The 12,039-nt window shown below is 65.0% G+C and carries 12 protein-coding genes; 2 read left to right on the top strand and 10 right to left on the bottom strand.

The annotated features are described in order from the left end of the window. Positions 1-41: 41 nt before the first annotated feature. Positions 42-536: a very short patch repair endonuclease gene (locus tag O7608_RS07530; protein WP_289209280.1), complete on the top strand. Its 495-nt coding sequence runs from the start codon at positions 42-44 to the stop codon at positions 534-536. On the opposite strand, the gene O7608_RS07525 is transcribed toward O7608_RS07530, so the two are convergent. Genes O7608_RS07525 through O7608_RS07515 form a run of 3 tightly spaced genes read right to left on the bottom strand, consistent with a single transcriptional unit; the run spans position 463 to position 6,868 of the window. After that, positions 463-2,211, bottom strand: coding sequence for a DUF8724 domain-containing protein (locus tag O7608_RS07525; protein ID WP_289209279.1), 1,749 nt, complete (start codon positions 2,209-2,211; stop codon positions 463-465). The two genes, O7608_RS07530 and O7608_RS07525, sit on opposite strands and share 74 nt — an antisense overlap. Continuing rightward, a complete protein-coding gene (locus O7608_RS07520) occupies positions 2,211-5,279 on the bottom strand; it encodes a helicase-related protein (protein ID WP_289209278.1) in 3,069 nt (1,022 codons plus the stop codon). The genes O7608_RS07525 and O7608_RS07520 overlap by 1 nt, the downstream gene beginning before the upstream one ends. Continuing rightward, positions 5,276-6,868, bottom strand: a complete 1,593-nt coding sequence (locus tag O7608_RS07515; RefSeq protein ID WP_289209277.1) for a sigma-70 family RNA polymerase sigma factor — start codon at positions 6,866-6,868, stop codon at positions 5,276-5,278. Before O7608_RS07515 ends, O7608_RS07520 begins: the two co-directional genes overlap by 4 nt. Before the next feature lie 367 nt (positions 6,869-7,235). On the opposite strand from O7608_RS07515, the gene O7608_RS07510 reads away from it, so the two are divergent. Continuing rightward, a complete protein-coding gene (locus O7608_RS07510; RefSeq protein ID WP_289209276.1) occupies positions 7,236-8,345 on the top strand; it encodes a DNA cytosine methyltransferase in 1,110 nt (369 codons plus the stop codon). Between the two features lie 2 nt (positions 8,346-8,347). Here the strand turns inward: O7608_RS07510 and O7608_RS07505 are convergent, their stop codons facing one another. From O7608_RS07505 to O7608_RS07475, 7 genes are all read right to left on the bottom strand, one after another. Continuing rightward, positions 8,348-9,343 (bottom strand): HNH endonuclease, encoded by a 996-nt coding sequence (locus O7608_RS07505; RefSeq protein ID WP_289209275.1) that lies wholly within the window; start codon positions 9,341-9,343, stop codon positions 8,348-8,350. A gap of 30 nt (positions 9,344-9,373) precedes the next feature. Further along, positions 9,374-9,637 carry a hypothetical protein gene (locus O7608_RS07500; RefSeq protein ID WP_289209274.1) on the bottom strand — a complete coding sequence of 88 codons (264 nt, stop codon included), beginning with the start codon at positions 9,635-9,637 and terminating at the stop codon, positions 9,374-9,376. A gap of 45 nt (positions 9,638-9,682) precedes the next feature. Then, positions 9,683-10,108 (bottom strand): hypothetical protein, encoded by a 426-nt coding sequence (locus tag O7608_RS07495; protein ID WP_289209273.1) that lies wholly within the window; start codon positions 10,106-10,108, stop codon positions 9,683-9,685. Then, positions 10,083-10,727 carry a hypothetical protein gene (locus O7608_RS07490; protein WP_289209272.1) on the bottom strand — a complete coding sequence of 215 codons (645 nt, stop codon included), beginning with the start codon at positions 10,725-10,727 and terminating at the stop codon, positions 10,083-10,085. Before O7608_RS07490 ends, O7608_RS07495 begins: the two co-directional genes overlap by 26 nt. An 11-nt stretch (positions 10,728-10,738) precedes the next feature. Further along, positions 10,739-10,996, bottom strand: coding sequence for a hypothetical protein (locus O7608_RS07485; protein WP_289209271.1), 258 nt, complete (start codon positions 10,994-10,996; stop codon positions 10,739-10,741). 10 nt (positions 10,997-11,006) lie between these two features. Further along, entirely contained in the window at positions 11,007-11,270 is a 264-nt protein-coding gene (locus O7608_RS07480) for a hypothetical protein (protein ID WP_289209270.1), read from the bottom strand. A 163-nt stretch (positions 11,271-11,433) separates the two neighbouring features. After that, positions 11,434-11,718 carry a winged helix-turn-helix domain-containing protein gene (locus O7608_RS07475; RefSeq protein WP_289209269.1) on the bottom strand — a complete coding sequence of 95 codons (285 nt, stop codon included), beginning with the start codon at positions 11,716-11,718 and terminating at the stop codon, positions 11,434-11,436. Positions 11,719-12,039 lie beyond the last annotated feature (321 nt).

The following is a 12,039-nucleotide window of genomic DNA, read 5'->3' as shown; positions in this document are numbered from 1 at the left end:
TGCCTGTGATCTAACGGAACGTCCCCAGATAGGTTGGAGAGATGGGCCGAAAGTCCCCCTTGCCCGTACCGCTCGATGCCGCCACGTCGGCCCGACTCCGCCGTCAACCCCGCACCTCCACCAAGCCCGAGCTGTTGTTGCGCCGCGAACTGCACCGCCGGGGGCTGCGCTTCCGCATCCACGACGCGCGGCTGCCGGGCCGGCCCGACGTGGTCTTCACCCGAGCGCGGCTGGCGGTCTTCGTCGACGGCTGCTTCTGGCACCGCTGCCCCGAACACGGCACCCTGCCGCGCAACAACCGGGACTGGTGGCAGGCGAAGCTGGACCGCAACGTCGCCCGCGACCGTGCGAAGGACGCGGCACTGGCCGACCTGAGCTGGACCGTGCTGCACGTGTGGGAACACGAGGCCACCGCAGCCGCCGCCGACCGGGTCGAAGCGCAGTGGCGGCGACTGCTGGCCGTCACTCCTCGGGCCGCCGGATCCGCAGGTAGCCGCCCTGTCCGAACAACACCCCCCGATCGAGGAACCGGTTGAAGAACCGGCACGACGGCTCACCCAGATGTACGCAGGCACTGCACGCCCCGCTGCCTCGACTGCAGCCCGGATCCAGCGGGCACCGGTGCTCCGCGTCGACGAAGGTGTGCATCAGGTCGTCGAGGTTGGACTCGAACACCGCCTGCATGCCGCCGAGCACGAAGTCGCCCTTGGCGCCGGCGTAGACGAAGAACGCCAGATGTCCAGGCAACAGGTACTCGCTGAGCGCATCGCGTTCGATGCCGGAGAAGACCGCTGTCTGGCGAATGAACCGGTGAGCGTAGGTGTGCACCAGCTTGAGAAGGTCGGTGCCGGGCGAGCCGTCGGACGGATCGTCGCGCTTCGACGGCACCACCGCCGACTCCAGGATCGCGACCCGCGCCGCAACCTCGTCCTGGTCTCCGACTTTCCAACCGGAAAGCCGGTGGCCGCGCCCGGAGAGCCAGGTCGCCACCCGCAGCGGATCCAGCCGGATCAGGAACGCCTCCGTCTCGGCAAGATTGCCGTACAGCCGGTAGCCACCTCGTCTGCGGCGGAACGGCATCAACCGGCACTTCGCCGGGTCGTCGTCGCCACGGGTGTAGCCGTACATGGCACTGAGCACTGGGAACTTGTCGACCAGGTCCAGCCCGGCCACGCCGGCGCGGGCCAGCGCCGCCGGGTAGCTGTCGCGGTAGCGAGCGGCGAGGGCACCACCGGCCCCCGATCCGCCCAGCTTGGTCGTCGGCAACCGGCTCTCGGCCAGCGCCATCGCGATGTCGGCGGCTTCGCGTTCGGCCGTTTCACGCCGATGCCCCGACAGCCGGTCGATCGGATGCGCGCCCGGCTTGGCAAGCTGGCCACCCTGCTCCGCCATCGCCGTCATCTGCTCGGCAAACGATGGATCCATACCGTCGGCTACGAGCTTCGCCAGGAACTCTTCCCGGGTCTGCTTCGACGACACGTCGGCAGGGCGGTCGGCGGTCAGCCCTTCGACGACCCAGACGAGCGCCTTGCGGGCGCCACCGGCAAGCTTCAGGCCCTCCCGATGCTCCGGCCTTGGAGGATTGATGAGGACCATGCCGCGCGGGGTGTAGACGGTGCGCGCCTTGTGGACGTTCCACCGAATGTTGCCTTCACCGCAGTCGCAGGTCCGGTTGAAACCAAGGCCTGGCATTGTCTTGGTTTCGCATGTGGGGCAGATAAATCTGATGTCGGCCGCTTTGGCGCTCTTCGGGATGACGACCTTGACGTCGTCGTGCTCCTTGCAGCGTCGAATCCACGGCTCGTAGATCCTTCCGCAGTCGTGGATGCCCACGAAGTGCAGCTGACCCCACTTTCCGCCCTTCCGACACTTGCAGGGCCGGTCCGGCGATTTACCAATTCGCTTGCAGACCCGGCACAGCCAGACCTTGGGATAACGTTCGACTGTAACGCCGCGTCGGTCGTCCAGCTCCACGACTTCGACGGGCGCCCGGCGAAGCAGTTCGCCGCTCATCCCGCTGTCGTTGTCCTTGACCGCCCACGCGGCGATCTCCCCGAGCAGATGCCGGCGCACCAGATCGGTATCGACCTCGATCGGGACGGGCGCCGACCATTCAGTGACCTGGTAGATGTCGCCACGTAAGTCCACCGTCTGCTCCGGCAGGAAAGTCCGCAGGATCTGGCTGCCACTGCGAGATGCGAGAGGCTTCATCACGACCGCCTGTCTTCGTGGATCGGTGCGCTGGCCTCGACGTCGCGGAGGCTCCTCATCGGTTGCCGGGGACCTAGTTCACTGGTGAACCTTGCCCGAGTGCTCGGGTCGTCGAGGTCTGCGAACCACTCTCTCATCCACTGCGCGATCTGCTCACAATGCAGCGGATCCGTTACGTCGTCGAACCCGAGCAGCGCCGCGATCTCGGCGGCCTCGCCAGCGGGTGACATACCGGAGTCACGGGCATAACCGCGCAGGTTCGCCGGTGTGCTGAGCCTCTGCTTGCTCGCCGGCTCGCGGATCATCAACGTTCGCGCACCGACGACACCCGGAATCGTCAGATCCAGCACTCGCCGGCTGCGTCGCGTGATCGGAATCGCGTCGACGAAACGGTCGCCCTGTCGGACGTAGGGGCCGAAGTGCCGGAAGGTCTGGGCATCCCGTTCCCGGCCGATCTTGTGCAGCACGTAGACCAAACCGGGGTGCCGGCGGCCGACTCGGGCCGTCGTCTGGATGAACTCGGCTGTGGTCAGCGGCAGCCCCAGCATCACCATCGTGTTGAGCCGGTCGACGTCGACGCCGTGCGACAGCATCGAGCTGGCGGCGATCACGTGAATGCGGTCGTCGAAGTTCGGCTCCGGGTGATCCAGCCGATCGAGGATCGCTCGCACCTCGTCGAAGTCGGTCTGACCGGTGAGCTGCTCGACGTTGATGCCCGACACGGTGTTGTTGCTGCCCAGGCTCCGCCCGGCGGCCTCCACGTCGTAGAGAGTGGTGCCGTACACGACATCCGTGCCGTACAGGCTCACGAGCTTTTCGACGTGCTGTAGGTCGATCCCGGCGTCCGCGCAAACCCTTGCCGGTTCGTCCTTGAGTTCGCGAATGCAGCGCTGCAGTGTGTCCAAGGTCCGGTCGCTGACGTGCTCCAGCGTGACGCCGCGCGGCGCGACCGCCACGAAACGCCGCAGCGGCTCGTCGGTCGGCATCGTCCAGAACGATTCGCCAGCACGCGGACCGGGCTGCGGAAACACGCGGCCGCGCCGGCGATAGAGCACGTCGACCTGATGCTCGTAGCCGGTCAACGTCGCGCTACTGGCGACGATCTTCGCCCGAGAGCCGCACAACCTCTGCTGCAGATGATCCAGCAGGCTCTCGTAATGGGAGTCGACCGCCCCAAGGCTGTCACGCAGCAGGTGCAGCTCGTCCTGCAGCCGCAGCGACGGCCCGAACCGCTCGCCGTCCATCGGCAGGTCCCTGAGAGCCGGCCCGCCTTGGCAGTCCGGCACCAGGCACCCGTTGGGCGAGGAGGATCGCTGGGCGTAGGTGAACCCGTGCCAGGGCACCGAGCACACCTTCTGCGGCGGACCCACCAACCCGCGCATCGCCTGCTGCATGCCGATGGACGCAGCCTTGTCCAAGGTCCCCACGACAACCGTTGGCAGGAAGCGGAACACCTCTTGGTCGACCACGTACATCGGAAGCGGACGACTGCCATTGGTGCAGTCGGGGTTGGTGCAGCGGTGTTCTAGCATCCACCGTTTGCGGTCGAACCGCATCGTCAGCTTCTCCGCCCGACAGAACGGGCAGTGCAGCAAGACCTGGTACTTGTCCGGCATACCAGGGCTGTCCGGAGTGATCTCGTCCTTCTCCGCCTTCGGGACCACCTTGTTCGGTGTGCCCGCTTGACCGACGAGGAAGCCCAGGCTGAACGGCGTACCTCCCACGTTCTCTTCCTGGCGGACCATTTCGGCGCCGGCGAGCGCGTCAGCGAACCGCTGGGTCTGCTGCAGGCTGAGCAACCGCAGCGGGAACCGCGACCAGGCTGTCACACCCATCGTCTTGCCCGTCAGCCGGTCGAAGAAGGCCGCCGTGAGCAGCAGACCGAGGTACGTCTCGGTCTTGCCGCCACCCGTGGCGAACCAGACGGTGTCGACGTACTCGGCTTCCTCGTCCCGCTCGACCAGGAACCGAACCGTAGCCAGCAGGAAGCCGATCTGGAATGGCCGCCACGTGTCGTATCCACGAGCGCTGCGGGCGATCGCCTTGTTCATCAGTTGGAAGGCACGGCACAGCTCCGGTCGGGCGCGCAGCAGCTCGAGCCCGGTGCGGAGACGATCCAGCTCACCGAAGACCTCCCCGGCCGAGCGATTCGCCTCCGCCCGCATCGCCGGGGTCCAGCCTTCGGCCGCCTGCCGGGCGTCGAGCACCGACGGCGACCAGTGCGCCTCGTCGTAAGCCGCCAGCGCCTCCACGAGCGCGGTCAGCTGCGGGATCGGATCGGCCGCCAGCGTCGCGAACGACAGGTCCGGCGGCGCGTCGGCGCCGTTCCAGTACGTCGGCCGAAACGTCTGCACCGTGACCGTGTCGGTCGTACGGAAGACGTCGGGCGCCAACACCTCGACGCCGACGTTCACGCCGTAGGCAGGCACCTGGCGGTCGTAGCGGAAGCTGTCGGGCAGCGCCTCCAACTGAAACGGCACGGTCGACAAGCCGCGCACTTCGATCTGTGTCTCGAACAGATGAGAGTCGGCCAAGCCGGGCGCCTTGATCGGGCTGGTGTTGACCAGCTGCACGACCAACTCGGTCTGCTTGTGCCAGTCCTCGACGTCGACCTTGACCTTCGCCGACAGACCGGGCACGCCGACGGCGGCGAAGGCATCCTCGAGCTGTTTCGATCCGGCCTCTGTACCGGCGCCGTCGACCAACACCGAGACGACTTCTTCGACCAGGTCGCTGCGCCACCAGCGGCCCCTCGGATCCGGGTCCTTCGGCTCGTCCTTGCCCCAGGCGCGTGCCCGCACCGTGACGGACATCGACCATGGCGGCCCGCCTGCCGGACGCAGTCTGATCCCGATCGCACACGGATCCAGCCGCTCCGAACGGTCGTCGTTGAGTCCGTCCTTGACCTCGTCCTCGCAGGACAGCCGCCCCAGCCAGAAGGTGCCCGACGGAGCGACCTCCAAGCGGTCCAGGCCGTCCCCACGGCCTGCCGCGATCACCCGGCGGTCGAGCCAGGCAACGAACGCCTCGCACGCCTGCTCCAAGCTCTGAACTCCTGAGCTGGTCACGAAGCCCACCTTCCCACAGCAGGGGTAGCCGCAACCGCTCGGGAATCATCTATCAGATAGGAACGGAGGTCCCGGATTCCGCCGCTCGCGCGAAGCTTGGACATTGACTTCTTCTCGATCTGGCGAATACGTTCACGAGATAGCCCGAGCCTGACACCGATTTGCTCTAGCGTCTCCTCGTCGCCGTCATCAAAACCAAACCTCCGCTTGATGACCTCCAGGTCGCGATCAGGGAGCGCCGACGGCAAAGTATAGGTCACGTCCCGGCGGAAAATATCATGCAAAACTATATCGGCCGGATCGGCTAGGCAGTCACGCTCCCCTCCATGCGCGAGCAGGTCAGAAAGTCGCAGATCACCTTCCTCGCCGAGCATCTCGTCGAGACTACGCAGGGGCCGCATGAGGTCAAGCGCCGCCTGCACCAAGCCCGGCTCGTAACAGGTGCGCTCGCAGATCTCCGACAGCGCCGGCTCTCGGCCCAGCAAGGCAGCCAACCTCAACCTCTCCCTCCGAACCCTTGCCATCTTCTCGTGGACATGCACTGGAATTCTGATTGCCCTGCCTCGGTCGGCGATGCCTCGCTCGATCGCCTGCCGGATCCACCACGTCGCATAGGTGGAGAACTTGAATCCCTTCGAACCGTCGAACTTGTTCGCGGCGTGCATGAGGCCGAGGTTTCCATCCTGTATCCGGTCCAGGAACTCGACTCCGCAGACTTCGTCCTGTCTCGTCTTGGCGATGGAGACGACCAGGCGCAGGTTGGCGCAGACAAGCTCGCTGTGCGCGCGCTTACCTTCAGCGATCTGCTCCTGCAAGCTCCGCATCAGCTCGGGCGCCGCCTCGGCCGAGTCTGCCGACTTCAGTCGCTCCTCGGCGGCCAAACCCTGCTGGATCGACGCCCAGAGTTCCACTTCCCGGGCTGCGCCGATGAGCGGGTAGCGGGCGACCTGACGCAGGTACTGCCGGATGCCATCGCCGTTGAACTCGTAGCCCTCCGGTAGGACTCGGCTCGGCCGGGCGGCTGCGACGGCTGGCAATTGGACGCCTGCCTCGACGAGCTGGTCCAGCAGGTCGGCGCGCTGCTCCGGAGTCAGCTTCCGGTGCGTGGCGACGAGCGACACTTCTTCGCGCGTCAGCTGCCCGCCCTTCCTCTCCCAGTCTCCCAGGAGATCGTCGAGCGCGCGCCCGACGACGTCGCTGGCTGATCGCGGAGCTGGCAGGGGTGGCTCGTCCGCGAACATCCAATCCAAGGCGTCGTCGTCGGTCGACATCTCGGCGACGTCGACCGTCACTGCCGGGCCATCATCGAGATCAAGGTCGACGCCGGCAACAGGTCCGTCCGGCTCTCCACCGGCCGCCTGCTCCTCCGGGCTGCCGGCCAGCCCGTTCAAAAGTGCATCCACGTCGTGGTGGCTGATCTGGTAGCGATTCAAGAAGTTGCCCACTAGATTGCGGGCTTGTTCAGCTTCGTGCTGGTCGAGGATCGCACGCAGCTCTTCAACGTGCGCCTTGTTTACGCTGGTCGATCGATGCTTCGTCCGTCGTGCTGCCGACCGCGCCATCACCATGACGATTGCCTCCTCGATCACGAGTGGCACCATGATAGGTACGAACACCGACAAGAAAACGATTCTCATACATATGTTCGAGTGTCGACGAGGGTCGTTGCCCACTCGAATGGCAGCCGGTTTGACCCTTTCACGCAGGTAAGGCCACGTGTCACCCGCCGCGACCGGCGCGTCGGCCGAGGCCGACCGAGACGAACGTACGAGATTCACAGTCGAAATCACGACGGTACGTCATCCAGCTGGCAAGTCGACCCCGAGAATGTTCCGAACATCCTGGTCGACACACAGTCCACTACGGATCTTGAGTCTGTCGAGGATCGGACGCAGCACCGCACAGGCGACGGCCCGGGGCGTACGCTCTCCTGGTTTGATCCACTAGGATCCCAGCATGGCCGCCCGACCTATCAAGATCTCCGCTGTCGACCTGTTCTGCGGAGTCGGCGGGCTTTCGTACGGTCTCTTGAAGGCCGGCATCCACGTCGCCGCCGGGGTGGACGTCGACGACAGCTGCGACTACCCGTTCCGCGCGAACATCGATGCGCCGTTCCACCGCCGCGACGTCCGTGAGATCACCGCCGACGAGCTGGCCGCGATGTGGCCCGGTAAGTCCGTCCGGGTCCTCGCCGGGTGCGCGCCATGCCAGCCTTTCTCCTCGTACCGTCGTGGCGTCGACACCTCGCAGGAGGCCCAGTGGCCCCTCGTTGACGAGATGCTCCGCCTAATCGCGGGCACCCTGCCCGAGATCGTCACGATGGAGAACGTGCCACGGATCGTCAGCACCGCGATCTTCCGCAAGTTCGTAGTCGGGCTGCGTGAGCTCGGCTACTCGGTCGATCACTCGTCGTGCTTCTGCCCCGCGTACGGGGTGCCGCAGCGCCGGCGGCGCATGGTCCTGGTCGCCTCGTTGCTCGGCCCGATCGCGGTTCCGAAGGGCACGGTCCCTAGCTCGGAGTACGTCACTGTCCGCCAACGGATCGAGGGCCTCACTCCGGTCGAGCACGGGCAGGCCGCGGCCGACGACCCGCTGCACAAGTGCCGCAGTCTGAGCGACACGAACCTCAAGCGGATCAGGCAGTCCAAGCCGGGCGGTACGTGGGAGCAGTGGGACGAAGAGCTGCGTGCGCCCTGCCATCGCAAGGCGTCCGGGTCGACCTTCCGCAACGTGTACGCCCGGATGGCATGGGACGAGCCCGCGCCGACGATCACGACGCTCGCGTACAACTACGGCGCCGGCCGATTCGGGCACCCGGAGCAGGACCGGGCCCTCACGCTGCGGGAGGCCGCGATCTTGCAGAGCTTCCCGGAGGAGTACGAGTTCGTGGCCCCCGATCAGCCCGTCCAGTTCGCGCCGCTCGGCCGTCTGATCGGCAACGCCGTCCCGCCTCGGCTGGCGGAGGCCGTCGGGACGGCCATCGTCGACCACGTCGCGGATCACACGAAGCAGAAGCGGTCACGCCCCCGAGCGATCGTTCAGCAACTGCCGTTGCCGGCCGTCTGAGGTCAGTGCGTCGCTTCCTCGAAGATGTGCTGGCGATGCCACGCCAGATACTTGGTGTGCGGAGGCTGGGCGCCATCCGGTAGCAGCAGCCGCTCGGCCAGCGGTGGCCGCCCGAAGGCCGCTCGCGTCGCCGGATCCGTCTCGACCGCTGCGACGAGCGCGGGCTTGACATGGATGCGCAAACCACCGTTGACGGTCAACAGCCCGGTGTCGAACGCGACATCGTGCGTCGGACAGGCCGTCAGCCCGTTGCGCGCGTCGAGCCGCTCGGCGTTACTGCACGCCCGCCACGGCTTGATGTGACTGGCGACGAGCATCCGCGCCGCTCGCTTCTCCGGCAGCGAGACCGAGAGGCCACAGAAGACGCACTGATGCCCGTGGTTGCGCAGCACTTCGCTGGCGAACCGGTGCTGGCCGACGCGAACGGCCGCCATCAGGAGACGCTCCGTGGTCCGCTCGTCCAGGTCGGCCCGGGAAGCGCGCCACACATCCACGGCCGGGCGAACAGCGGCGGCGACGTCCGACTCGTCCAACTCACGCTGGCCGATCAGGAGCAGATCGCCGTCGTCGTCGGCCAGGCCGAGAAAGTCAGGCAAAGCCTCCGGCCCAATGCCGACGCTGCGAGCGGCGGCGAGCAGGAGCCGATAGACGGCGCCGAGCTGTCCGGGCTCGGCGAGCAGCTGGGCAGCGACCTGGACCTCGTGCTTGGCGCCGTTACGCAAACTGCCATCGAGGTTGGCCATCTTAGCCAGAATGCTTCCGTTCGGCCGGCAGAACAGCCGCGCGATCGTCGGTATGGGCTCGGCGGCGTTGTCTGCCGTGCCGCCGCCATACCGACGACGATCGACAACTAGGCCCACGGCAAGGCAGATGAGAGTCTCGACCGGCAGGAAGTCGACTTGCCGCTTGCCGGGAACCGGAACGCGAGAGGCGATCGATCTCCACTGCTCGCGCGCCGAGCCGAGCTGGATATCGACGTAATCTCGCAGGTCAGGCATCTGGCCCTCTATTTCTCTTCAACCTGGGAATCAGCCGAGGAGCCCTCGGTACTCAGATGCAGCCGAGCGAGTTTCCCGCACCAGGGTTGCAGCTTCCACGAGACGCTGTTTGCCCTGCTCGCAGCGGGTGATCGCTGCTTGGACCAAGGGATGACCGGCACTGGAGGAGACGTATCGCAATACCGCAAGCATTTTGTCGATCTCTTCAATTGCGTTCTTGATACGGGACATGACCTTGTCAGCCTTTTCGACAGACACGGAAAGCCCAGTTTTGACTTCCTGAATGTTGGCCAACCGTCAACCTCCGATAGATGTGATTGCACCGCCGTGAGCGACTACTTATCGGGACGCCAGGCGCTCGGCCTTGCCCAGTAGATCGTCGAGATCGCTGTCGGTCATATCTAGTTCGGCAACGGCCCGATGAATGGCAAACGTCTGCATCTTGGTGAGTTCCTCCAAGGGAACATCCAGGCCAGCCGCTGGATCGAGTGCAGCACGAATACCCGCCTCGGCGACACTCGGATCCACTCCGGCCGCAGCAGAGTTAGCGGCTCGCATGTCCGCAACGAACTGGATTACCGAACCTTGATCCCAGATGCCTCCAAATCTGCGATCGATAACGAAGTAGAAGACTGCTGCCAGGTATGACGCAAAGCCATCACCCCATCCCTGTTCATCAAGAATGCGTTCGATTCGATCGTTCTCGTCATACTCGTCGCGAACAAAGGTACGGATGTAATCAACTATCTCCGGCTTGATTTTCATTCTTTCCCCTTGACCTCGAACTTCTAATGTTCTTAACCCACACACGACCAACCATTGCGATACCAACCAATGCGATAGTCGCGTCCGCAAGTGGATGTTGAGAATCTTGCATCCTCGGCTGGGCCGTCGGGTTCCCGCTCGGCGCAACGGTTCCAGCTTGGGTGCCCCCAGGTCGCACCAGGTCCTTGATGACACCGATCGACTCCCGGGTGACCTGCTCGACTTGCCTGATCTCCCCCTCGTTCTCAGCAACCAGGTTGGTAAACTTGCGATGCATCTGCTCGATGTAGGATTCCTGAGCCAACGCTTCCTCGCTCAGTCGTTCACCGCTCGGCATGCCGTCAGCGCCACTAAACCGCCAGCCAGGTGCGACAATCTGAAAGTAGGCTTCGTACCGACCCCGGACAGCATCCAGAAGGTTCGCGTATCGCCCACACTTATCAAATGCAACTTGCGCTTCAGCCAAAGCCCGACGAACTTTTGGGTCCTCAGCACCTTGCGCAACCTGACGATAAATATCTCGGGCTTGCTTTGCGTCAGACGCCGCACGTCTTGCACGCACCGACGCTTCGGCAAGCTTATCGAATGCCGCCTGAATCTGGGCAAGCACAGGTTCCATGCTTGCGGCCACTAGAGTTGACCTCGATATTCGTCGGCCAACTCGATGGCGCTATCAAATCTGCGGACAGCCCGCTCGATCTCCTGCACTGCCGAGTTGAATGCTCTTACCGCCGCGACAACTTCACCTTTACCACTGTCGTGACAGGCACTATCAGCTAAGCTTCTGCCTTCCTCAGCAACCTCGGTTGCACCCAGAAATATCCCGCGGGCTCCGGCCATCAGGCTGTTCGCCTCAACAAGCGATGCTTTGATGTCGTCGACACTCATCGCCTGCGCCTCAGCCGAGCCGATTCCCGTAGTTGCGGGTTGCCTCAGTCGCTCCGTAGATCAGGTTGGTCGCTTCATGTAGCTGCTCCATACCCCGCTTACAGGCGTTGAGTGCCGCGTCGATGTGAGGATGCCCTGTGCCAGCCCCCAGCACTCGGACGTCACCCGCGACCCCTTCGAGTATCTCCCGCGCGGCCCGGATCTCCCGGATCGTTGCACCGCCGTGTGCGGCGGCCTGGGCGAGGCCGGCCTGCACCTCGTGGATGCTGGCCATCCGTTCCTCCTGTCGACAGAGACACGGCGGGGGACTCGTCACGGCTCCCTGGCCGTTGGTCCACAGTATCGGAGCTTGCTTCCCGGTGCCGTCCCCGCTACGAGCGGTCCGACAACCCGGAAGGATCTACCACTGGGATGGCCAGGCCAGCATCGCGACAACCTCACTGCTCCGATTCGGGGTCCTCGACGGGCCGTAGCGACACGTGCTTGCGCGGGCTTTCGTCGCCATCGGCTGGGTCACGAACGTAGACGCCACGTCCGGGCTGTCCGTAGACGAGACTCTGCGCCTTGAGCTGGATCATCACGAAGCGGATGACGGTCTCGCTCACGTCGTAGTTCGCCATCAGCTGCCGGGTCGACGGCAGGCGGTCACCCGGCTTGAGTACCCCGGCGCGGATCTGCTCCGCAATGTCGTCGGCGATCTGCTGGTAGAGCGGCGTGGCCATCGGCACTCCCTCGGTCGGCAAGTCCAAGAAACCACACGCCGGGGAGAACATGCGTTACGGGGTACTGAATCGTTACTGGGTAACGCAGGCTGCTCAGCACTCGTCCGCAGCCTGCGTCAGACGCCTCCACTTACCGCCTGGTCGATGAGGTTCGGTGACGATGGCCAAGAAACCAGCGTTACGGGGTAGCGCCAGGGTACCCAGTAACGTAGGTTCTAGGCGGAACTACTCGGTCGGCAACTGAGTGGATCCACCCGGTCGGGGCGTGTAGCGAGTCATGCCGTTGGGCGTCCCGGCCCCGAAGGTTTGCCCTGGTCGCCG

It is taken from the genome of Solwaraspora sp. WMMA2056, assembly GCF_030345095.1.
In the GTDB taxonomy this organism is placed as follows: domain Bacteria; phylum Actinomycetota; class Actinomycetes; order Mycobacteriales; family Micromonosporaceae; genus Micromonospora_E.
This window is presented reverse-complemented; position numbering and strand designations above follow the sequence as displayed.